We start from the raw sequence: 22753 nt of genomic DNA, 5'->3' as shown, positions 1-22753 counted from the left end.
CTCTCGCCTGAGAGAGGGAATCTTCTACCTGAACGGCGGTGGATCAATAATCGGTTTTGGGTCGGGATCTAACGGTTCAGGGAGAGGTTGCGGTCTTGGAATCGGGTCTGGAACGGGTGCCGGTTCGCTCGGAAAGGGATCGCTCATCATTAAGTGTCGATATACCGTCATTATTACCTCCTGTACTGCTCACTTGAAACCTGTCCTTTAAGCATAGACAACAAATCGCAGACAAAAAAAAGCCGACTTATAGTCGGCCCGTACGAATCAATTGTGCTATGCAGTAATTCTAAAAAAAGGAAGTAAGACAATATGGAGCGCAACGCCCATCGCTTGACGTTGCATTCACCTGCGGAAGAGATATTGCCCTGAACCGACGTTCCATTTATTGACCTCGCTCAATTATCGCGGCCTTTTATCGTCAGCCTCCTGTATAAAACGTTAAATTTTACAGCCATTTACTACGATGTAACCACCAGGCAACACCGCCGATAAGAACCACCAACATGATGCAGAACATACTGAAACCAAAGTGCCAGCCACCACCTGGAATGCCACCTAAATTCACCCCAAATAACCCGGTCAAAAATGTACTGGGTAAAAAGACCATCGCCATCAATGACATGGTGTAGGTGCGTCGCCCCATCGCTTCTTGCATAACCTGCGCAATTTCATCGGTCATAACGGCGGTCCGTGCGATACACGCATCGATTTCATCCAGCCCGCGGCCCAACCTGTCAGATATATCCTGCATACGACGTCGATGATCGTCGGTCATCCACGGTAAACGTTCGCTGGAAAGCCTGGCGTAAACATCACGTTGAGGGGCCATATAACGGCGCATCACAATCAATTGTTTACGCAGTAACGCCAGATAACCACGAGGCGGAATTTGCTGATCCAACAGGTTATCTTCAAGGTCGATAATTTTATCGTGCAGCTGTTCGATAAATTCGCTGGCATGATCGGTCAGCGCATCGCAAACATCCACCAGCCACGAACCACTGTCTACGGGACCTGCGCCTTCTTTAAGATCGTTGACCACATCATCCAGAGCCAGCACCTGGCGCTGGCGCGTTGAGACAATCAGCCGCTCATCAATATACAAACGCATGGCGACAAGCTGGTCTGGCCGCTCATCCGTACTGCCATTTATACAACGCAAAGTAATGAGCGTGCCCTCTCCGATGCGTGACACACGCGGACGCAAGCTTTCACCGGCCAGTGCATCACGAGCATAATTTGGCAGCACTGAGGTTGTCGCAAGCCATTGAGCACTGTCTTTATGGGTATAATTCAGATGCAACCAGCCAGGATGCTCAGCATCAATGGTGTCGTTACTTTCGATGGTATCGACACCGCCTTTGCCATCTAATTGCCAGGCAAATACGGCATCCGGCACAATCAACTGATGTCCCTTGATGGTTTCCACTGCCATTCTCCACGTGTGACCGTAATACTGTTGTCAGTCTAGCCGTCTTCTTTTGTTATGTAACTCGGAAAAACCGGCAAACATGCTGAATTTGCTGGATAAAGAATGTTACATTTATGTTGGATTATTAAATACAGTCCTGCCAAACCGGCATATGGAGAATGATTTGCAAGAAAGACGTAAGGCTAGCCCGGACTTAGACTTTCGCCTTAAGAGCATGCAACAGCGAGCGATAACGGTGAGTGGTCCGTGGTTTCTCTGGATTAACTTATTGTTCTGCTTGTTTATTTTAGGCCGCCACTATTTTACACCCGTACCGACAATCGCCATCATTACGCGGTCATTCCCGGAACTCGAAACGGTCATGGGTCTGCTCCTTGCCCTGGCGTCGTCAGGGATTTTCATTTTGCGCATGGCATATGACCAACAAGCGGAATGGTTAAGCAAATTCCTGCACGGAATCTTACTTTGCATCAGCGCATTATGGGTCGGCTGTTTTTACATACTTTTAGCCAGCGGTGATTCACGCATTGTTTTCCCCTTCGCAGGGTTACTGATTTTCACCGCTCTGATTTCGCTCTATTTTGACGCTCGAGTCTTACTGAGTTTCACCCTGCCGATTTGGGTGGTACTTCTGATATGCAATTTTGTCTACCCATCCGACCTGACGGTGCTAAATGCCGTACTCTACGTGCTGCTGGCCTGTCTTTTTGAATCAGGACGCAGGATTTTACGCGGTTGGTTTGTCCTGGCGATTCGTCGCGAACAGGAAAACAGAGAGCTGATTAAACAGTTACAAAGCCTGGCGAACCACGACCCTCTGACCGGTCTCGCCAACCGCCGCTCCTTCCATTTATTGCTGGATAAGGCGATACAGCGTCATAAACAGTGCAATACCTCGGTGTCGTTGATCATGCTGGACGTCGACTTCTTCAAAAAATACAACGACCATTACGGCCATCAGGCGGGTGATGAATGTCTGATGAATATTGCAAAATGTCTGGAGGGGGCCACCCGTTCAACTCAAGACGTTGCGGCGCGTTTTGGCGGGGAAGAGTTTATTATGTTGCTGCCTGATGCCACCGTGCAGCAAGCGATAGAAGTCGCAAAACGAATTCAGCAAAACATACAGACTCTGGGGATACTCCATGCGGAGTCACCGGTCGCACCGTTTGTGACCATAAGCCAGGGCATCACGAGTTTAACGCCTGAAACCACCGCGACACGCCTTATTGCTGAGGCCGATGCTGCGTTGTATAGAGCCAAAGAAGCGGGCCGCAACCAGTGGCAAATTTTTCAAACTGACAAATGAGATAAAAATGAAAATTGGTGTTCTGTTTCCTATCGCGATAATTGTTGCTGCGATCGTCTTCATCACCTGGTTTATTGTCGGCGGCTACGCCACTTCCGCCTCCTGATTCACGTTTCGCAAAAACTTATCCGCCCTTTCAACCAGGCGGATAAGTTTCGCGTCACACACCGTCTGTGCTATCAGTGCGCCACAATGTACATTGTGCGGCTGTAAGCAACATCCTCAGGGTTATTAATGGGATACCCTTTCAGCCATGGCTTGATTAAACGACCATTTGTGTATTGATAAATCGGCGCAATCGGCGCTTGTTCCTGGATGATTCTCTCGGCCTGGTTGTAATCCTTGTTACGCGCGGCATCCGTTGTTTCCTGGCTTGCCTGCTGCATAAGTTTGTCGTATTCCGGCGAGTTGAAGCGCGCAATATTACCGCTGTGAGTAGACGTTAGCAGTGACAGGAAGGTGGACGGCTCGTTGTAATCACCGACCCAGGATGCGCGAATCACATCGAAATTACCGGTGTTACGGCTGTCGATATAGGTTTTCCATTCCTGGTTTTGCAGTTTCACATCAACACCCAGATTCTTCTTCCACATCGAAGCCACTGCAATAGCAATCTTTTGATGGTTTTCCGAAGTGTTATACAGCAGCGTCAGATTAAGCGGTTTGTTGGGGCCATAGCCCGCCGCCCGCAGCAATGTTTTCGCCTGAGCGTTGGCCTCTTCCTGGCTCATTTGCTCAAATGGAGAAGGTTCTGGTTTAAAGCCTGCGGTCACATCTGGGGTAAAGCGCCACGCTGGTTTTTCGCCGGTGCCCAATACTTTATCCGCCATAATATGACGGTCTATGGTCATACTGAGTGCCAGACGCACGCGCGCATCAGCGGTTGGCCCTTTCTGGGTGTTAAACGCGTAATAATACGTTCCTAATTGCGGCGGCGTATAAACCTGGCCAGGAATATCTTTGAGCAGTTTTTGGTAGAGAGTTTTTGGGAAAGACTCGGTGATATCGATATCCCCCGCCAGGTAGCGTTTTGTCGCTGACGACTCCTGATTAATAGGGACAAATGTGACCTGGGTTATCACCGTCTTGCTGTTATCCCAGTAATTTTTATTTTGCACCGCGACCAGTTTTTCATTCACCACACGATCTTTTAGCGTGTACGCACCATTCCCCACCAGATTGCCCGGTTTAGTCCAGTCGTTACCGAATTTTTCCACCACCGCTTTAGGTACTGGATAGAACGAGAAGTTGGCGGTCAGATTAGGGAAATACGGCACCGGTTTATCTAATTGAATGCGCAATGTTTTGGCATCGACTGCCGTCACGCCCAATTTATCCGCAGGCATTTTTCCATCAATGATAGCTTGCGCATTATTGATGCCAGCGAGTGCGGCAAACCAGGCGAATGGAGAGGTGTTTTTCGGATCCACCAAACGTTGCCAGCTATAGACGAAATCTTGTGCCGTGACCGGCGTGCCATCTGACCAGCGAGCGTCATCACGCAAGGTAAATGTCCATGAGCGGTTATCATTACTTTGCCATTTGGTCGCAACACCGGGTTCCAGTTGCCCCTTTTCATTTTGGTTAACCAGCCCTTCAAACAGATCGCGAATAACCTGAATTTCAGGTAAGCCCACGGCCTTTACCGGGTCAAGGGAAGCGGGTTCATCTTTGATATGGCGCACCAGACTCTGGTCAGACGCAAGCTTTGTACCTGCAGGAACATCTGCCGCCCAGGAAGTGGAAAAAAGGCTGGCGGTGGCTATCGCGCAGCAAGTCGTCAAAAAACGCTTTTTCATTGTTTACCCTTATGAATAATTTTGTTTGGGATAGCACTACGTTCGCACCAGGGATAGACAAACAATGTAGCGCAATCAACTGTTTTGCCAATAACAAAAATAAATTACGTGATGAAAATCCCTTCTGAGCACGGTTTTTGTCCATCGCTTAGCCACAGCATGGTTATCTGTTTGAGAAGTTTCACAACAGGGCAGACATAAGTTTGTTTCAGATGAGTTTTTTTTAAATCACTGCTATTACTATCAACAATAAAAATCAAAGCACTTTAAGGAACACTATGTCAGGCCACCGTCCTCGCTCACAACGCGGCCATTTGCCACACGGCTCCGAACGTTATGGGAAATCTGTGTTTGGCGCGCCATTGATTTGGTTCCCGGCAACACCGGGTGAACAACGCAGCGGATTAATTATTGCGGGAACGCATGGCGATGAAAATGCTGCGATGGTCACTCTGTCATGCGCGTTACGCACCCTTGAGCCGGAGCACCGCCACCACCATGTGGTTCTTGCTGTGAATCCAGACGGTTGCCAGTTGGGTTTACGCGCCAACGCCAACGGCGTTGACTTAAATCGTAACTTTCCTGCCGCGAACTGGAAATCGGGAGAAACGGTTTATCGTTGGAACAGCAGCGCGGATGAACGTGATGTGGTGTTGTCCACAGGAAACAAACCGGGGTCGGAACCGGAAACCGCCGCCCTTTGCCAGTTGATTCATACCTTGCAACCGGCCTGGGTTGTCTCCTTCCACGATCCTTTAGGATGCATAGAAGATCCAGACAACTCCCCGCTGGGTGCATGGCTTGCCAAAGAGTTTGAGTTGCCGCTGGTGACAAGTGTGGGATACGAGACACCAGGTTCGTTTGGCAGTTGGTGTGCAGATTTAGATCTGCCGTGCATTACCGCAGAATTCCCGCCCATCTCAGCTGACGAAGCGAGTGAGCGGTATCTGCATGCCATGATGGGTCTTTTACACTGGCAGAAGTAAAACCGTCACGGATAAAGCTTGCCGGTTTCAAAGAGCAACCCTGGGGTCACATCCACTGCCAGCCACGTTGGCCCATCGAGATCGGCAAAACGCACTTTAGCTGCCAGCGGCAACGCGGCAGCTATTGCTCGCGAGGTACATAACATGCAGCCCAACATCACATCAAACCCCTGCTCACGAGCAGCCTGAGTGAGTGCCAGCGCTTCCGTTAAACCACCGGTTTTATCCAGTTTCACATTGACCATCTCGTAGCGCCCTTTCAGCTCCGCCAGGCTTTCGCGAGTGTGGCAGCTTTCATCAGCGCAAATAGGCAATGGATGGATAAAGTTCGCCAGCGCGCTGTCTTGCCCCGCAGGTAAGGGTTGTTCAAGCATCGCCACATTCAGATCGGCCAACAACTGGCAACGCGCAGCCAACCCGTCGCTGTGCCAGGCTTCGTTGGCATCCACAATCAGCACCGCTTCGGGTACTGCGGCTCGGATCGCGACCATACGTTCGGTGATTAATCGGTCATCAATTTTGACCTTCAGCAAACGCGCGCCTTTATCCCACAATATTTTAGCCGCCGCCGCCATTTGCTCTGGGTCAGCAATACTCACAGTCTGCGCAGTCGTGATTAATTCTGGAAGTTCAACGCCTGCAGCATACGCAAGGGTACGTTGACTGCGCCGCGCCTCGAGATCCCATAACGCGCTGTCGACGGCATTTCGCGCCGCACCGGCTGGAAGCAGCTCTTGTAATTGTTCACGTGTTAGCGACTTTTCGAGCAGTGGAATAATGGCCGTAATTTGCGCCAGTACCGAAACCGCGCTTTCTCCGTAGCGTGGATACGGCGTGCACTCGCCGACGGCTTTAATCCCATCTTCTTCAAGCTCCACGACCACGACCACGGCTTCGCTGCGGGTACCGCGAGAAATCACAAATGGTGTGTGAAGAGGCCATGCTTCTTGATAAACCTTAACTGTTCTCATTAGTTTTCCAGTGCGCCAGGACTTTCGCTGAGTATAGCCAGAGAACACTTTCACTTGCAGTATCAGTTTTTTATATTCAGACGATGAATACTGACATACACTGTTCGCGGCGTTAATTATATGTAAACAGGAAAATCAAACATGTCACAAATCGTTCATTTCCAGGGCAACCCTGTAGCGGTTGCAGGTCAGATCCCACAAGTTGGCAACAAAGCTGAAGCTTTTTCTCTGGTAGCAAAAGATCTCTCTGATGTTGCACTGAGCCAGTTTGATGGAAAACGTAAAGTACTGAACATTTTCCCAAGCATCGATACCGGCGTGTGTGCCGCTTCCGTGCGCAAATTCAACCAACTGGCGACTGAGATGGATAACACCGTTGTTCTGTGTGTTTCTGCCGATCTGCCATTTGCACAGTCTCGCTTCTGCGGCGCTGAAGGCCTGAGCAACGTGATTACGCTGTCTACACTGCGTAACCCGGAATTCCAGCAGGCTTATGGCGTGGGTATTGCTGAAGGCGCTCTGAAAGGCCTGACTGCCCGTGCAGTCGTCGTTCTGAATGAGAAAAATGAAGTGGTATTCAGCCAGTTAGTGAATGAAATCACTAACGAGCCGGATTATGCCGCAGCACTGGAAGCTCTTCAGGCTTAAGTGTGAATGCCCCCGAGAACCGGGGGCATTGTTGTTACTCTTCTGTTTTTCTTTGGCTCAATCCATATTCACGCAATTTATTCGCAATCGCGGTATGCGAAACGCCAAGGCGTTTAGCCAGCTTACGCGTACTTGGATAGGTGCGATAAAGCTGCGTCAGCACTGAACGTTCAAAGCGGCTGGTAATATCATCCAGCGATCCTTCCATCGCCTCTTCCCCAACCACCAAACTCGCTGTATCAAAATCAGGGAGCAGAATGTCTTGTGGGCGAAGCTCGTAACCTTCTAATTGCGTTAATGCGCGATAAATCGCATTTTTTAACTGACGCACATTACCCGGCCAACCGTAACGCGTGAGCACGTTGCTCAAATCATTAGCCAGTTTTGGACGCGGCACCCCTTGCTCATCGGCAAATCGCGCAACAAACAGTTCAGTCAGCGGCATGATATCTTGCGGCCTGTCTCGCAACGGCGGTAGATTCAGAGTCAGAACGTTCAGACGATAATAGAGATCTTCGCGGAATTCCCCTTTTTGCACCATCTCAATCAAGTTCTTTTGCGTGGCGCAAATCACGCGCACATCAACATGCACTTCATGCTCTTCCCCCACTCGACGGAATGTTCCATCGTTGAGGAAACGTAGCAATTTAGTCTGCATGCGGGGTGACATTTCACCAATTTCATCCAGCAGAACAGAGCCACCGTTCGCCTGTTCAAAGAAGCCTTTTTTACCTTCGACGGCATTAGCATAAGCGCCAGGCGCGTGGCCAAACAGCTCGCTTTCAACCACATCATCTGGCATCGAACCGCAGTTCAGTGCCAGATAAGGTTTTTGCGCACGTGGGCTGCCAAGATGGCAGGCATGTGCCAGCAGATCTTTACCCGTACCGGTATCGCCCACAATCAGTAACGGTGCATTGAGCATCGCCAGCTTATGCGCTTGATCAACGACATGGCGCATTTTAGGGCTGACGGCGACAATCTGGCTGAATGCCCCCACATCGGTATTAGAAAGATTTTGCAGTTGGCGGCCCATACGCACCGTGGAACGCAGCATCACCACCGCACCGACAAGCGAAGTCCCTTCGTTTTCGTTATCTAAATGAACCGGCGTGATTTCCATCAGGAAATTTTGCCCGTTGATAACGACATGTTCGGTATGCGACTCCACCGGCGCGCTTTCCAGCCAACGCATAAAGTTAAAACCGTTTACCAGGCTGGCTGCGTTATGGTTACGCAATTTATCTTCGTTTTGCCCAAACAGTGCGCAACTTGCCGGGTTCGCCATCTCAACTTTACTTTTCAGATCCAGCGACAAAACCGGCTCTGGTAGCGCTTCCAGCAAGGCGCTCAGGGCGCGATGTTCGCGCTCTGACGGCATCCATGGCACCGTGCGTACATCTCTCACGCCAGGAATTCGACGGATTTCAGCCATCAGGCTGCTAAATGAATCGAAATCCAGAGTGGAAAAATTGAGGTAGATAATCCCAACGGGATCAATTTCGATACCTCGCAAATCGATACTACGCAGCACCAGTAAATCAAGTAATTCTCGAGTCAGACCAAGGCGGTCCTGGCAAAAGACTTCCAGACGCATGGAGATGTCCTTCAATTGCATTAAGCGGAGTCATTGAGTGCGCCAATAATACTCCAGACGTATATGATGTGTCAGGAAAAGTTGACAGATAAATGCGGGGTTTGCGAGATTTGTGTTACAGGATGTCGCAGTCCTAATTTACCCTATGAAAAACTACCATTTCGGGATTAATGTAGCGACATCCACCAGTTTATTTAGATTGCGTGGATGATTTACTCATCGTTTCTTTGAGTTGTACCAGCAACTGTTTACGGAAGTCCCCCAGCCGGGGTTTATCACCGTCAATCCAGGGTAACGGACGGCAGAGCTCCATCGCTTTGATCCCCAAACGCGCCGTCAGTAGTCCGGCACCAATCCCCTGCGCGGCTCGTGTGGAAAGTCGCGCCGCGAGATCCTGGCCAATCCAGTCCATCCCAACTTCGCGCACCAGTTCACTGGCTCCGGCAAAAGCAATGTTCAGTAGCACCAGGCGGAACAGGCGGATACGGCTGTAATAGCCCAATTCGATGCCGTACAGCGTGGCAATGCGGTTAATTAACCGCAAGTTACGCCAGGCGATAAAGGCCATATCCACCAGCGCCAGCGGGCTGACGGCGATCATTAAGGTCGATTCAGCCGCCGAACGGCTAATTTCCCGCCGCGCCTGGTTATCGAGAACGGGTTGCACCAAACGGGCGTATAGCTCAACCACTTCGCGATCATTTTGCGTTTCATGAATCGCCGCGTACCAGCGTTGTAACGCGGGATGTCCGTGATCCAGTCCAGCCTGACGCGCCAGTTTTTCACAAAATGCTCGCCCTTTTCCAATGCCGTGGCTATGCATCAAATCACGTGCTTCATCACGTTCTTCTGCTCGCTGGCGCAAGCGCCATAAACGACGCCATTCAGTTGCTACCGAACCGACCCCCGCGGCGATGATCAACCCTCCAGCAATCCCCCCGCCGAGCGCTATCCAGTCCTGCGTGACAAAAGCGTTGTGCGTCCACTGAATCCCTTGCGCTACCACGCTGACGCCGAACAGTCCAAGTCCCACCTGAACCATACGCCTCCACAGGCTGCGTTTGGGGTGCAACGCGGCTTCAATTACCGCTTCGGCCTGTCCTTCGTCTTCCACTTCGTCCAGCGAGTTTAAGGCAGGAATAAATTTTTCCGCTTCAGGTTCGCTAAAAGCATGTGCGGCTTTAAAGCTCGGTTCTTTTTCCACATCCAGTGGTTGCGCGAAATCGACACGCGGTTTTAAGGGTTCGTTCATCGCAATTTATCCCCAATTAAAAACTCCAGTGCCGCGTCCATCCGAATGTGTGGCATCGGCCGGTCAACATCCATGGCTTGTGGGCGGAACTGTTCAAACTGAAAACCCTGTTTTTCCCAGAATGCACTGCCTGGTAAGCGCGCCGGAACGTCGCCTGGATAAACAGTCAACGGCTCGCCATCGCTCAACCGATTACCGCGTAGCGCCGGAATTTGTTCCCCTTTCACATCGACCAAACCACTTTGTGTTGCCTGCACTGACGCAAGCCCCATACAGTCCATGTCGATACCTTCAAAGGCGGCATTTTGCCAGGCGTCCTGTACCAGTTGCTGAAGCAGCGCCACCATATTGGCGTGTTGATCCACGGTGACGTGGTCGGCTTTCGTGGCGGCAAATAATAATTTGTCGATGACCGGCGAAAACAGACGACGGAACAGCGTGCGCTGGCCGTAATGGAAACTTTGCATCAGCTGCGTCAGCGCAAGTCGCATATCGTTAAACGCCTGTGGGCCGCTGTTGAGCGGTTGCAGGCAGTCCACCAACACAATTTGTCGGTCAAAACGCAGGAAGTGATTTTTATAAAACCCTTTCACCACTTTTTCACAGTAATAATCAAATCGTGCGCGCAGCATGCCAATGTTGGTGGTTTTATCCGCCTGAGCGAGTTTTGATTCACCAATGCTATCCACATCCGGCCACGGGAAGAATTGCAGTGCCGGTGCGCCCGCCATATCGCCGGGTAAGACAAACCGGCCCGGTTGGATAAAGTGCAGCCCTTCACGTTTGCACTGCAATAAATATTCCGTCCACGCTTCTGAAATCGCGGCAAGGCGGTTTTCATCTGCTGGCGCAAGTGGGTCCAGCCCTTCGCATAACTTGCGCCAAACCGTTGACCATTCAGCACGGTTGCCTGTCAGCAAGCTGGTCATCTGGCGTGACCATGACAAATAGTTTTGCGCCAACATCGGTAAGTCGAGCAGCCACTCGCCTGGATAGTCAACAATCTCCAGATACAGCGTTGAGGTGTCTTTAAAATGGCGTAGCAGCGAGTCGTTTGAGCGATAGCGCAGTGCCAGTCGCATTTCGCTGACGCCACGGGTTGGCGTCGGCCAGCTCGGAGGATCGCCATAAAGCTGCGCCAGGCCTTCATCATAAGTAAAACGCTGAATGCCTAAATCCCGCTGTGGCACGCGTTTTACACCGAGTAAGCGTTCTTCTCGCACCGCGTTTAGCAATGGCAAACGCGCACCGTTATGCACACTTAATAATTGGTTCACCATCGAGGTGATAAATGCCGTCTTGCCGCTACGGCTTAAACCGGTAACGGCAAGGCGTAAATGTCTGTCCACACCCCGGTTCATCAGGGCATTAAATTCATTTTTTATTCTTTTCATATGCATCCTGGTTGCGATAGCCGTCCTCATCTGAGGATGAATCTTCATTGATTGTAATAAATATGGGTTGTTAATGCCGAATCAATGGCAAATGAATGGGAAATCAAAAACGTGGAGAAAAGCTTACTTTGTAACGCGTGCCGACATTTTACGTAAAACACGGGCAAGTAGTGGTTCGAGTGTCAGCGCCAGCAGCATTTTCAGCGGGCGACGCGCAACGGATTTAATCGCCCATCCCGCGACACCTGCCGGACCGTAACGCAGGGCCGTCAGCAACACTAATTTGCCGACAATTTTCAAGCCGGGTTTGGCTTTCTGCGCCGTGGTGCGAAATGTTGCCATGGGATTGAGTCTCCGAGTGTTGAAATGCTGCTGTGATATTGCCAGGTCGCCCTCACCCCGGCCCTCTTCCCCAGGAGAGGGAGAAGATGTACATCCCCTCGCCTTCAAGGGAGAAATCCGGTCTATTCCCTCTCCTTCAAGGAGAGGGTTAGGGTGAGGATGGTTTACAACTGACGAAAACGGCTGCGTAGAGTGAAAGTATCAGACGTTATGTAGCGCTCCATGGAACGCAAACGTTGTTCACCTGCCGCTAATTGGGCATCGACTTCGTCGAGTAAATCACGGCTAGTCGGTTGCGGCTTTACCTGGTCTGCACCCGCTGGCATCGGGTCAAGGATGAAAGTCAGGGCGATGTAGGCCACGATGACAAAAAAGAACAGGCCAAAAATCATCGCTAAAAAAGTAATCAGGCGTACCAGTTTCACCGGAACATCAAGGTATTGTGCAATACCTGCACACACCCCTTTCACCATCCCTTTTTCTGGGATACGCCATAATTTACGACCGGAAAATGAATTCACCATTATTTGTCTCTCCAGTTCGGATGTTCTGCATCCAGGATCTGCTCCAGCGCCTGAATACGTTCACGCATACGACGTGCATCGTCAGTCAGTTGTGCCAATCGCTGTTGTTCGCCCTGAGAAAGTTGACCGCCATTTTCAGCACGGTTGTTGTAATGCAACCACAGCCAGATGGGGGCGACAAACAACACAAAAATCGTCAACGGGATGGCAATAAAAAGCGCGCTCATGTGTACTCCTTTTACAAGTCAGGCGAACTGCGGCATAAGCCGCAGTTGCTAAAAATTAACCACGATCCTGATTGTTCATTTTAGCTTTCAGCGCAGCCAGTTGTTCGCTGATTTCATCGTCTGCTTTAAGTTCAGCAAACTGCGAATCGAGGCTCTTTTGTTTGCCAAAACTGTGGCTCTCCGCTTCAGACTCCATCTGATCGATACGACGCTCGAAGGATTCAAAACGCGCCATCGCTTCGTCGATTTTTCCGCTGTCTAACTGGCGACGAACATCGCGTGAAGAAGATGCCGCCTGATGACGCAGCGTCAGAGCCTGCTGGCGCGCGCGGGTTTCGCTGAGTTTATTCTCAAGCTCGCCAATCTCTTTTTTCATACGCGCCAGGGTTTCATCGACATGCACCATTTCATCTTCCAGGGTGGCGATCATGTCGGTCATTTTTTGTTTTTCAATTAACGCTGCACGCGCCAAATCTTCTTTGTCTTTACGCAGCGCCAGTTCCGCTTTTTCCTGCCATTCAGCTTGCTGTGCGATCGCTTGTTCTACACGACGGGAAAGCTGTTTCTTTTCAGCCAACGCACGTGCTGAGGTTGAACGTACTTCAACCAACGTGTCTTCCATTTCCTGAATCATCAGTCGCACCAGCTTCTGCGGGTCTTCTGCTTTCTCAAGCAGTGAGTTGATGTTGGCATTCACGATGTCGGCAAAACGAGAAAAAATACCCATAATTCAATCCTCTTTAGTCATTATTTCAGGTGCCTGGCACCTTGCACGAAACACTTTCACGAAGTACATATTGCAATGGGCATGCCAACTTTTTACTTCATTGATTTTAAAGAAAATGATTAAATTTGACTCATTATCCATAACGGTTATAGTGGTTAAATTCACTAACTATTGGTTAATTTAATCATGGCAGATAGCAAAGATAACCTGATTGGCGAGGCAAACAGTTTTCTTGAGGTTCTGGAACAAGTCTCGCGGCTGGCCCCCCTCGAAAAGCCCGTGTTAGTGATTGGTGAACGCGGTACCGGTAAGGAGTTGATTGCTAACCGCCTACACTTCCTGTCACGCCGTTGGCAAGGGCCGTTTATTTCACTTAACTGCGCGGCTCTGAATGATAATTTGCTGGATTCCGAGCTGTTTGGGCATGAAGCCGGTGCCTTTACCGGTGCACAAAAACGTCATCCGGGACGTTTTGAACGTGCCGATGGAGGTACGCTGTTTCTGGATGAACTGGCAACCGCGCCGATGATGGTGCAGGAAAAGCTGCTGCGTGTGGTGGAATATGGCGAACTGGAGCGTGTCGGCGGGAGTCAGCCGTTACAGGTGAATGTGCGTCTGGTTTGCGCAACCAACGCGGACCTGCCAAAACTTGCAGAAGAAGGTAAATTCCGCGCCGATTTACTCGACAGGCTGGCATTTGATGTCGTCAAATTACCCCCGTTACGCGAGCGCCAACCCGATATCATGTTAATGGCCGAGCATTTTGCGATTCAGATGTGCCGCGAGCTACAGCTTCCCCTGTTCCCCGGATTTACAGAACAAGCGCAATTAACGCTGCTTAATTACCGCTGGCCTGGCAATATTCGTGAGCTGAAAAACGTGGTGGAACGATCAGTTTATCGCCATGGTACCAGCGATGAGCCCGTTGATGACGTCATTCTTGACCCGTTTGCACGGCAACCCGCCCCGTCCACGAAGGATGATAAAAACCAACAGATTTTACCGATGGATTTGCGTGCCTGGCAAAATGAACAAGAGAAAATGCTGGTGGAACAAAGCCTCAAAGAGGCGAGATTTAATCAACGTAAAGCCGCTGATTTGCTCGGTCTGACCTACCATCAGCTGCGTGCATTGCTTAAAAAACACCAAATTGTGCAATCTGAATCCTGATAAAAATGAGCCAGCATACGGCTCGCGGTAGCTCTCTGAAGGCCGTAAACGCTGTAAAAAACAGCATTCCCCTGCCTTTTTTGCAGGCATTGTTTATAAAAAAAGCAAAATAGCCTGACATATTTTGGGAAGCCCTCAAGAGTACGATACACTTTGGCTATCACCCGTGAAAACTCAAAAACTTATGCGCGCAATTGTATCTTCCCTGTTACTGGCAGTTAGCTGCCTGAGTGGCGTAGCTTTTGCTGCTCCCCCAGCGGTAACACCTGTCCAAAAGCCAGCAGATATCCGTAACAGCGGATTTGTTTATTGTGTCAGCGGTCAGGTCAACACCTTTAATCCGCAGATGGCGAGTGGCGGGTTGACTGTGGACACCCTTGCCGCACAGTTGTATGACCGGTTATTAGATGTTGATCCTTATACTTACCGCCTTGTACCTGAGTTGGCCGAAAGCTGGGAAGTGCTGGATAACGGCGCAACCTACCGTTTCCATCTACGGCCCAATGTTCAATTCCAGACGACACCATGGTTTAAACCGACTCGTGCACTTAATGCCGATGATGTGGTGTTCAGTTTCCAGCGTGTATTTAACCGCAACCATCCTTGGCACAGCGTAAACGGCGGCAATTACCCTTATTTTGACAGTCTTCAGTTCCCTGACTCCGTAAAAAGCATCCGTAAACTGGACAGCAATACCGTTGAGTTCCGTCTTGAGAAACCCGATGCGTCGTTCCTGTGGCATATGGCAACGCATTACGCATCCGTTATGTCTGCAGAATACGCCGCGCAATTGGCTAAGTCCGATCGAAAAGAGATGATGGACCGCGAACCGGTTGGCACCGGCCCTTTCCAGATTAGTGAATATCGTTCCGGGCAGTATATTCGCCTCGCGCGCCACCCTAAATTCTGGCGTGGTGTGCCGTTAATGCCGCAAGTGGTGTTGGATTTGGGCTCGGGCGGTACGGGGCGCTTGTCGAAACTTATCACCGGCGAATGCGATGTACTCGCCTATCCTGCCGCCAGCCAGCTGACGATTTTGCGTGATGATCCGCGTTTGCGTCTTACGTTGCGTTCGGGGATGAATATTGCGTATCTGGCGTTCAATACCAACAAAGCGCCATTAAATAATCCTGAAGTTCGCCATGCGCTGGCACTGGCGATTAATAACCAGCGCCTGATGCAGTCGATTTACTACGGTACCGCTGAAACTGCCGCGTCTATTTTGCCTCGCGCATCATGGGCCTATGACAGCGACTCCAAAATCACCGAATACAATCCCGCCAAAGCCCGTCAGCAATTAAAAGCGCTGGGACTCAATAATCTGGAATTGCGCTTGTGGGTGCCAACCAGTTCGCAAGCGTGGAACCCAAGTCCGTTGAAAACGGCAGAGCTTATTCAGGCGGATATGGCGCAAATTGGCGTGAAAGTGATTATTGTGCCGGTCGAAGGTCGCTTCCAGGAAGCACGTTTGATGGATATGAACCACGATCTTACCCTCGCGGGCTGGGCCACAGACAGTAACGATCCGGATAGCTTCTTTCGCCCGATGCTAAGTTGCGCGGCGATTCGTTCGCAGACCAACTATGCTCGCTGGTGTAACCCTGAATTTGATGAAGTGCTGCAAAAAGCGTTGTCTTCTCAACAACTGGCGTCGCGTATTGAGGCTTACCGGGAAGCGCAGGATATTCTGGCAGAGCAGTTACCGGTGCTGCCATTGGCATCATCACTGCGCCTGCAAGCCTATCGCTACGACATTAAAGGGCTGGTGCTGAGTCCATTTGGTAACGCATCGTTTGCGGGTGTTTTCCGTGAAAATGTTGAGGTGAAAAAACCATGATCATCTATACCTTGCGCCGCCTGCTGTTGCTGCTGGTGACGTTGTTTTTTCTAACCTTTATTGGCTTTAGCCTCAACTACTTCACGCCGCACGCGCCATTGCAAGGAGCGTCGCTGTGGAACGCATGGGTATTCTGGTTTGAAAGTATCCTGCACTGGGATTTCGGCGTATCAAGTATTAATGGTCAGTCGATTAACGAACAGTTGAGTCTCGTATTCCCCGCCACAATGGAACTCTGTTTGCTGGCGTTTGGCCTGGCACTCCTCATCGGTATTCCTGTGGGAATGCTGGCCGGGATCATGCATAACAAATGGCAGGATAAGCTTATCAGTGCTCTGGCGCTGGTCGGTTTTTCGATTCCGGTATTTTGGTTTGCGCTGCTACTGACCATGTTTTTCTCACTGACGTTAGGCTGGCTACCCGTCTCAGGCCGTTTCGATTTACTTTACGAAGTGAAGTCGGTCACCGGCTTTGCGCTGGTTGACGCCTGGCTATCTGACTCACCTTATCGTGACGAAATGATCATCAGCGCCATACGCCATATGATTTTACCGGTCGCCACCCTTGCCGTCGCCCCGACCACGGAAGTGATTCGTTTAATGCGCCTCAGCACCATTGACGTGTTTGACCAAAACTACATTAAAGCAGCGGCGACGCGCGGTTTATCGCGGCTGACCATTTTGCATCGCCACGTGCTTCACAATGCGCTGCCTCCGGTGATCCCGCGCCTGGGGTTACAGTTTTCAACGATGTTAACGCTGGCGATGATCACCGAAGTGGTGTTCAGTTGGCCGGGGCTTGGACGTTGGCTTATCAACGCCATCCGTCAACAAGATTACACGGCCATTTCTGCTGGCGTGATGGTCATTGGTTCATTGGTCATCATTGTGAACGTTATCTCTGATATTTTGGGGGCTATGGCTAACCCACTGACACATAAGGAATGGTATGCCTTACGATAGCGTCTATCGCGAGAAGCGCCCGCCGAGTACGCTGCGACTGACCTGGCGAAAATTTTACGGCGACACCACGGCGATGATTGGCCTGTATGGTTGCGGTGCGCTGGTACTGTTGTGCGTGTTTGGCAGCGTTTTTGCCCCTTATGGTATCGACCAGCAATTCCTGGGTTATCAGTTGTTGCCACCGTCCTGGTCACGCTATGGCGATGTATCGTTCTTCCTCGGTACGGATGACCTTGGGCGCGATGTATTAAGCCGCTTGTTAAGTGGTGCAGCTCCGACCGTTGGCGGTGCGTTTGTGGTGACGCTTGCCGCAGCCGTATTCGGGATCATTCTGGGTGTCATTGCGGGCTCCACACATGGCCTGCGTTCTGCGGTTCTTAACCATATTCTGGATACGTTGTTATCGATTCCTACCCTACTGCTGGCCATCATCGTCGTGGCGTTTGTTGGCCCGCATTTGGTTCACGCCATGTTCGCCGTGTGGCTGGCGCTGCTGCCGCGAATGGTGCGTTCGGTCTATAGCGCTGTGCATGACGAACTGGAAAAAGACTACGTCGTTGCCGCTCGTCTGGACGGCGCTTCAACGCTCAATATTCTGTGGTTTGCGGTCATGCCGAATACCGCCTCAATCCTGATTACCGAAATCACCCGCGCACTCTCCATGGCCATTCTGGATATTGCGGCGTTAGGGTTTCTCGATTTAGGAGCCCAGCTTCCGTCGCCTGAATGGGGCGCGATGTTGGGTGATGCGCTGGAGTTGATTTATGTGGCGCCCTGGACCGTGATGTTGCCCGGCGTGGCTATAATGATCAGTGTGTTACTGGTCAACCTGCTGGGCGATGGATTACGCCGCGCAATCAATGCGGGGGTGCAATAATGCCATTACTTGATATCCGAAATCTCACCATCGAATTTATGACTTCCGAGGGGTGGGTCAAGGCCGTTGACCGTGTAAGTATGACCCTGAATGAAGGGGAAATCCGCGGTTTGGTCGGTGAGTCAGGCTCCGGTAAAAGCCTGATTGCGAAAGCGATTTGCGGCGTCACGAAAGACAACTGGCGCGTTACCGCAGACCGTATGCGTTTTGATGACATCGACTTGTTACGCCTGAGCGGACGAGAGCGCCGCCGTCTGGTTGGACATAACGTTTCAATGATCTTCCAGGAACCACAATCCTGTCTTGATCCCTCTGAGCGCGTGGGTCGCCAGTTAATGCAAAACATCCCCGGCTGGACGTTTAAAGGCCGCTGGTGGAAACGTTTTGGCTGGCGTAAACGTCGTGCCATCGAACTGTTACACCGCGTCGGCATTAAAGACCATAAAGATGCGATGCGCAGTTATCCGTACGAACTGACAGACGGTGAGTGCCAGAAGGTGATGATCGCTATCGCGCTGGCAAACCAACCGCGTTTGTTGATTGCCGATGAACCAACAAACGCCATGGAACCGACGACGCAACTGCAGATTTTTAAATTGCTGACGCGCCTGAATCAGTACAACAGCACGACAATTTTGCTGATAAGCCACGACTTGCAGATGCTGAGCCAATGGGCGGATAGAATTAACGTGATGTACTGTGGGCAAACGGTGGAAAGTGCGCCTAGTGAAGAACTGATCACCACGCCGCATCACCCGTATACTCAGGCGCTGATCCGTGCTATTCCCGACTTTGGCCGTTCAATGCCGCATAAAAGCCGCTTGAATACGATGCCAGGTGCCATCCCGTTACTGGAACATCTGCCGATGGGTTGTCGACTCGGGCCTCGTTGCCCTTATGCGCAACGTGAATGTATCGAAACACCGCGCCTGACCGGGGCTAAAACACATCTTTATGCCTGCCACTTCCCGCTGAATATGGAGAGTCAGTAATGGTCGAAACGCTACTCGAAGTCCGTAACTTAAGTAAAACGTTTCGTTACCGAACGGGCCTGTTCCGTCGTCAGCACGTCGATGCAGTAAAACCGTTGAGTTTCACCTTACGTGAAAAGCAAACGCTGGCGATTATTGGCGAAAACGGCTCAGGCAAATCCACGCTGGCAAAAATGCTCGCTGGAATGGTGGAGCCGACGACGGGGGAAGTGGTCATTAACGACCATTTGCTGCATTACGGTGACTACACCTACCGTAGCCAGCATATTCGTATGATTTTCCAGGATCCCAGCACTTCGCTGAATCCCCGCCAGCGCATTTCACAGATCCTCGATTTCCCGCTGCGCCTGAACACCAATCTGGAGCCGGAAGCGCGCCAGAAGCAGATTATCGAGACGCTAAGAATGGTAGGGTTGCTTCCAGACCATGCCAGTTATTATCCGCACATGCTAGCTCCTGGGCAAAAGCAGCGTTTGGGGTTGGCCCGGGCATTAATTCTGCGTCCGAAAGTCATTATTGCCGATGAAGCGCTCGCCTCGCTCGATATGTCGATGCGTTCGCAGTTGATTAATCTGATGTTAGAACTTCAGGAAAAACAGGGCATAGCCTATATCTACGTGACGCAGCACATCGGCATGATGAAACACATCAGCGACCAGGTGATGGTGTTGCATCAGGGCGAAGTGGTAGAACGTGGCAGCACCGCCGATGTTCTCGCCTCCCCGCTCCACGATTTGACCAAACGCCTGATTGCCAGCCACTTTGGCGAGGCACTGACGGCAGATGCGTGGCGCAAAGACCGGTAGGTTCTGCTGTCAGATGAGTTGCAGGGTGGATAAAACTATCCTCCCTGCAAACATTAAGACTGCGCCTCAACATAACGCGCAAAGTTATCCAGAATCGCCTGCCAACCGTTCTTTTGATGCTCAACGGGATATTGGCCGTCAGGATCGAATTCCAGACGCACATCCACGCCCTTTTCTGCTGGCGTAAATTCGACCTTCGCTTCTCTATCACCAAATTTATATTCAATTAATTCATACGGCACAATTCGGGTATAAACACCTGCAAAATCAAAACCCATGCTGCCGTCTTTGGCTTCCATGCGAAATGAGAATGGCCCACCTTCACGAAAATCTACTGCAGCCGTCGGCGTGTGCCAGTCGGGAGATGCGGTATTCCACTGCTTTATGGCTTCCGGATCGATATAAGCCTGCCAAACCTTCTCAACGGGTGCGTCAACCCGTGTTTCGACATTGATCTTCATCATTACGCTCCACATGCTGGGTGACCAGGACACAAAAATTATCCCCTAAAGCGTAGTACGTTAATCATACTCTGGCTGTTCCGACCTCTGGTGACGTGATAACCAGTCAGTAAGGGTGGTAAAAATAAGGTGACACAACAGACGCCGAGTGGGATATAATTTCACTTTCGTGTTGAAAAATTGTGACTAATCAATCGTAACTTAATGATTTTACAGTCATAAAATAAGCAGAAACTATAAGGATTCAAAGCTATGGGTTTTCTTACCGGTAAGCGCATTCTGATCACTGGCGTCGCCAGTAAACTCTCCATCGCCTACGGTATCGCACAGGCGATGCACCGTGAAGGGGCTGAACTGGCTTTCACTTACCAGAATGAAAAACTGAAAGGCCGTGTTGAAGGCTTCGCAGCCGATCTGGGTTCAAGCCTGGTGCTGCCGTGCGACGTGGCTGAAGATGCGAGCATCGATGCAATGTTTGCTGAGTTGGCTAAAACCTGGCCGAAGTTTGACGGTTTCGTTCACTCTATCGGTTTCGCTCCAGGCGACCAGTTAGATGGCGACTACGTGAATGCAGTTACCCGTGAAGGCTTTAAAATCGCTCATGACATCAGCTCTTACAGCTTTGTCGCGATGGCTAAAGTATGTCGCGAAATGCTTAACCCAGGTTCTGCTCTGCTGACTCTGTCTTACCTGGGTGCTGAACGTGCAATCCCTAACTACAACGTAATGGGTCTGGCTAAAGCGTCTCTGGAAGCTAACGTGCGCTACATGGCGAACGCGATGGGTCCTGAAGGCGTGCGCGTAAACGCCATTTCTGCGGGTCCAATCCGTACGTTGGCCGCGTCTGGCATTAAAGATTTCCGTAAAATGCTGTCACATTGCGAAGCGGTTACCCCGATTCGTCGTACTGTGACCATTGAAGATGTGGGTAACTCCGCAGCATTCTTGTGTTCAGATCTGTCTGCCGGTGTTTCCGGTGAAGTTCTGCACGTTGACGGCGGTTTCAGCATCGCTGCAATGAACGAACTGGAACTGAAAGACTAATTCGGTTCGCAACGCGGGTGGACATCTGTCCGCCCCGTTATCACTTCCCAACGCCCCTTTTGTCCTTCATTTCCACACAGCAAATTTTCTTAGTTATACCTTTCCGATATTTATTATCACCGATCATTCTTTTGTCGCCTCCCGCGCTTACGCCAGGATAAAGCAGCGAATCAAGCCGTCAGGGTTCCCCCGGCTTGTAAACTCTTTGACCAAGGAACGACCATGGAACAACGCCGAATCTCTGGCAAAGGCCACTGGTATCATGAGACTCAGTCCAGCCGCAGCGACGCCGTATTACCGCTAGTTCCCGAGGCCGCTTACCTCGAAGACCGTTTTTTACTCGACGTAGAATTGAGTGCTGAACAACGCGCAGCAGAAGCAGCCTGGCTTTCCGTGGCTCGTGATGCGGCAAACGCTCTGCTGCCTGACAACAACCCTGTCACCCGTTTACACACCTTAAGCTGTTATGACCGATTGAGTACCGCACTGACGGTTGCACAGGTGTATGGCGTGCAACGGCTTTGTAACCATTACGCCGCGCGACTGGCTCCACAACCGGGGCCAGACTCTTCGCGCGAAAGCAATCGTCGCCTGACGCAAATTACCCAGTACGCACGCCAATTGGCCAGCCAGCCAACATTGATTGATGATAATTCGCGTCAACAGCTCGATGAAGTCGCCCTCTCAGTGAATGACATCGTGACGTTTAACCAGTTGATCGGATTTGTCGGCTTTCAGGCGCGCGTGATTGCTGTTTTCCAGGCACTGCAGGGCTTGCCTGTACGCTGGCTTCCAGGGCTTGATACTCAACAGGATGCCAGCGCGGAGTTGTTCCTTGCGGGTGATAAAATATGGCAGGCTGGATTACCGCCTGTCGAGCAACGTTACGCAAACACATATCAACTGGAGGTGGTGAACGTTAGCCTGGCACAACGTGCTTTAAACCCACTGAGCTGGGTGCTGGCCCATGATGCGCAGACGCTTTATGCCCTGAGTGAGCTAATCAACCTGTTATTCCCACCCAATGCAGCAACTAGTAACGATCTCTTACTGGTTAACCTGCTGACAGCGCGCATAAACGGCAGTGTCAGTTGCTTTAGTGATGCGACAACTCACTGGCATGGGGAAAGTGGTCTGCCCGAGGCGATACGCAATGGGGAACGTGCATTACAGGCCTGGAGCCACAATCATCCTCGGGAGCGTGCGATTATTCAGGCCGTACGCGTATTAACTCGCGCACCGGGCAGTTTCAGCGCCGCCCAGCTTCAACCCTTGTTCGAACAGGGTTTTAGTCAGAATGATGCATTGCGGCTACTGGTGTGTTCAGCGTTATCTGGCTGGTTGAATCGGCTAAAAATCGGGCTGGGAAATGCCAGCCAGGCATAGGATATCC

The 22753-nt window shown here is 50.9% G+C and carries 24 protein-coding genes; 12 read left to right on the top strand and 12 right to left on the bottom strand.

Annotated elements, in window-relative coordinates; translation table 11 throughout:
• Positions 1-24: 24 nt before the first annotated feature.
• Both ynaL and zntB read right to left on the bottom strand, forming a co-directional pair.
• On the bottom strand, positions 25-171 hold the full coding sequence (ynaL, locus tag OH773_RS22430; RefSeq protein ID WP_442865666.1) for a proline-rich small protein YnaL: 147 nt from the start codon (positions 169-171) through the stop codon (positions 25-27).
• A gap of 277 nt (positions 172-448) precedes the next feature.
• The gene (gene zntB, locus OH773_RS10155) at positions 449-1432 is read right to left on the bottom strand and encodes a zinc transporter ZntB (RefSeq protein ID WP_270145359.1); all 984 of its coding nucleotides are present in this window, start codon (positions 1430-1432) and stop codon (positions 449-451) included.
• 166 nt (positions 1433-1598) lie between these two features.
• On the opposite strand from zntB, the gene OH773_RS10150 reads away from it, so the two are divergent.
• Together OH773_RS10150 and OH773_RS10145 are read left to right on the top strand one after the other, a co-directional pair.
• Positions 1599-2744, top strand: a complete 1146-nt coding sequence (locus OH773_RS10150) for a GGDEF domain-containing protein (RefSeq protein ID WP_270145357.1) — start codon at positions 1599-1601, stop codon at positions 2742-2744.
• 7 nt (positions 2745-2751) lie between these two features.
• The gene (locus OH773_RS10145; protein ID WP_034455468.1) at positions 2752-2850 is read left to right on the top strand and encodes a YoaK family small membrane protein; all 99 of its coding nucleotides are present in this window, start codon (positions 2752-2754) and stop codon (positions 2848-2850) included.
• A 73-nt stretch (positions 2851-2923) separates the two neighbouring features.
• Here OH773_RS10145 and OH773_RS10140 read toward each other — a convergent pair whose 3' ends face one another.
• The gene (locus OH773_RS10140) at positions 2924-4543 is read right to left on the bottom strand and encodes a peptide ABC transporter substrate-binding protein (protein WP_270145353.1); all 1620 of its coding nucleotides are present in this window, start codon (positions 4541-4543) and stop codon (positions 2924-2926) included.
• 278 nt (positions 4544-4821) lie between these two features.
• On the opposite strand from OH773_RS10140, the gene mpaA reads away from it, so the two are divergent.
• The gene (mpaA, locus tag OH773_RS10135) at positions 4822-5529 is read left to right on the top strand and encodes a murein tripeptide amidase MpaA (protein ID WP_270145351.1); all 708 of its coding nucleotides are present in this window, start codon (positions 4822-4824) and stop codon (positions 5527-5529) included.
• A 5-nt stretch (positions 5530-5534) separates the two neighbouring features.
• On the opposite strand, the gene ycjG is transcribed toward mpaA, so the two are convergent.
• Entirely contained in the window at positions 5535-6500 is a 966-nt protein-coding gene (gene ycjG, locus OH773_RS10130; RefSeq protein WP_270145348.1) for an L-Ala-D/L-Glu epimerase, read from the bottom strand.
• A 141-nt stretch (positions 6501-6641) separates the two neighbouring features.
• Here ycjG and tpx point away from each other — a divergent pair, with 141 nt between their 5' ends.
• Entirely contained in the window at positions 6642-7148 is a 507-nt protein-coding gene (gene tpx / locus OH773_RS10125) for a thiol peroxidase (protein ID WP_183269346.1), read from the top strand.
• Between the two features lie 34 nt (positions 7149-7182).
• Here the strand turns inward: tpx and tyrR are convergent, their stop codons facing one another.
• The 7 genes from tyrR to pspA all read right to left on the bottom strand — a co-directional run bounded on the left by tyrR (position 7183) and on the right by pspA (position 13211).
• Positions 7183-8745, bottom strand: coding sequence for a transcriptional regulator TyrR (tyrR, locus tag OH773_RS10120; RefSeq protein WP_270145346.1), 1563 nt, complete (start codon positions 8743-8745; stop codon positions 7183-7185).
• 190 nt (positions 8746-8935) lie between these two features.
• The gene (locus tag OH773_RS10115) at positions 8936-9997 is read right to left on the bottom strand and encodes a YcjF family protein (RefSeq protein ID WP_270145344.1); all 1062 of its coding nucleotides are present in this window, start codon (positions 9995-9997) and stop codon (positions 8936-8938) included.
• Entirely contained in the window at positions 9994-11391 is a 1398-nt protein-coding gene (locus tag OH773_RS10110) for a YcjX family protein (protein ID WP_270145342.1), read from the bottom strand. The genes OH773_RS10115 and OH773_RS10110 overlap by 4 nt, the downstream gene beginning before the upstream one ends.
• Positions 11392-11514: 123 nt before the next feature.
• Positions 11515-11733, bottom strand: a complete 219-nt coding sequence (gene pspD / locus OH773_RS10105; RefSeq protein WP_270145340.1) for a phage shock protein PspD — start codon at positions 11731-11733, stop codon at positions 11515-11517.
• Positions 11734-11897: 164 nt separating this feature from the next.
• The gene (gene pspC / locus OH773_RS10100) at positions 11898-12257 is read right to left on the bottom strand and encodes an envelope stress response membrane protein PspC (protein ID WP_183269351.1); all 360 of its coding nucleotides are present in this window, start codon (positions 12255-12257) and stop codon (positions 11898-11900) included.
• Complete coding sequence (pspB, locus tag OH773_RS10095) at positions 12257-12484, bottom strand: envelope stress response membrane protein PspB (protein WP_270145338.1); 228 nt, start codon at positions 12482-12484, stop codon at positions 12257-12259. The genes pspC and pspB overlap by 1 nt, the downstream gene beginning before the upstream one ends.
• Positions 12485-12539: 55 nt before the next feature.
• The gene (pspA, locus tag OH773_RS10090; RefSeq protein ID WP_270145335.1) at positions 12540-13211 is read right to left on the bottom strand and encodes a phage shock protein PspA; all 672 of its coding nucleotides are present in this window, start codon (positions 13209-13211) and stop codon (positions 12540-12542) included.
• A 186-nt stretch (positions 13212-13397) separates the two neighbouring features.
• Between pspA and pspF the strand changes: the two genes are divergently transcribed.
• The 6 genes from pspF to sapF all read left to right on the top strand — a co-directional run bounded on the left by pspF (position 13398) and on the right by sapF (position 19855).
• A complete protein-coding gene (gene pspF, locus OH773_RS10085) occupies positions 13398-14381 on the top strand; it encodes a phage shock protein operon transcriptional activator (protein ID WP_270145332.1) in 984 nt (327 codons plus the stop codon).
• A gap of 184 nt (positions 14382-14565) precedes the next feature.
• On the top strand, positions 14566-16218 hold the full coding sequence (gene sapA, locus OH773_RS10080) for an ABC transporter substrate-binding protein SapA (protein WP_270145329.1): 1653 nt from the start codon (positions 14566-14568) through the stop codon (positions 16216-16218).
• Positions 16215-17180 carry a putrescine export ABC transporter permease SapB gene (sapB, locus tag OH773_RS10075; protein WP_270145327.1) on the top strand — a complete coding sequence of 322 codons (966 nt, stop codon included), beginning with the start codon at positions 16215-16217 and terminating at the stop codon, positions 17178-17180. Before sapA ends, sapB begins: the two co-directional genes overlap by 4 nt.
• Entirely contained in the window at positions 17167-18057 is an 891-nt protein-coding gene (gene sapC, locus OH773_RS10070; protein ID WP_183269356.1) for a putrescine export ABC transporter permease SapC, read from the top strand. Before sapB ends, sapC begins: the two co-directional genes overlap by 14 nt.
• Positions 18057-19049, top strand: a complete 993-nt coding sequence (gene sapD, locus OH773_RS10065; RefSeq protein WP_270145325.1) for a putrescine export ABC transporter ATP-binding protein SapD — start codon at positions 18057-18059, stop codon at positions 19047-19049. Before sapC ends, sapD begins: the two co-directional genes overlap by 1 nt.
• Positions 19049-19855, top strand: a complete 807-nt coding sequence (gene sapF, locus OH773_RS10060) for a putrescine export ABC transporter ATP-binding protein SapF (protein ID WP_183269358.1) — start codon at positions 19049-19051, stop codon at positions 19853-19855. Before sapD ends, sapF begins: the two co-directional genes overlap by 1 nt.
• Positions 19856-19908: 53 nt before the next feature.
• Here sapF and OH773_RS10055 read toward each other — a convergent pair whose 3' ends face one another.
• On the bottom strand, positions 19909-20319 hold the full coding sequence (locus OH773_RS10055) for an SRPBCC domain-containing protein (RefSeq protein ID WP_270145322.1): 411 nt from the start codon (positions 20317-20319) through the stop codon (positions 19909-19911).
• A 249-nt stretch (positions 20320-20568) separates the two neighbouring features.
• Here OH773_RS10055 and fabI point away from each other — a divergent pair, with 249 nt between their 5' ends.
• Both fabI and OH773_RS10045 read left to right on the top strand, forming a co-directional pair.
• Complete coding sequence (gene fabI / locus OH773_RS10050; RefSeq protein WP_064546403.1) at positions 20569-21360, top strand: enoyl-ACP reductase FabI; 792 nt, start codon at positions 20569-20571, stop codon at positions 21358-21360.
• A 222-nt stretch (positions 21361-21582) separates the two neighbouring features.
• Positions 21583-22746 carry a CMD domain-containing protein gene (locus tag OH773_RS10045; RefSeq protein ID WP_270145319.1) on the top strand — a complete coding sequence of 388 codons (1164 nt, stop codon included), beginning with the start codon at positions 21583-21585 and terminating at the stop codon, positions 22744-22746.
• The last annotated feature ends 7 nt before the right edge of the window (positions 22747-22753 follow it).

The organism is Buttiauxella sp. WJP83 (genome assembly GCF_027594725.1).
Lineage (GTDB): Bacteria > Pseudomonadota > Gammaproteobacteria > Enterobacterales > Enterobacteriaceae > Buttiauxella > Buttiauxella selenatireducens.
This window is presented reverse-complemented; position numbering and strand designations above follow the sequence as displayed.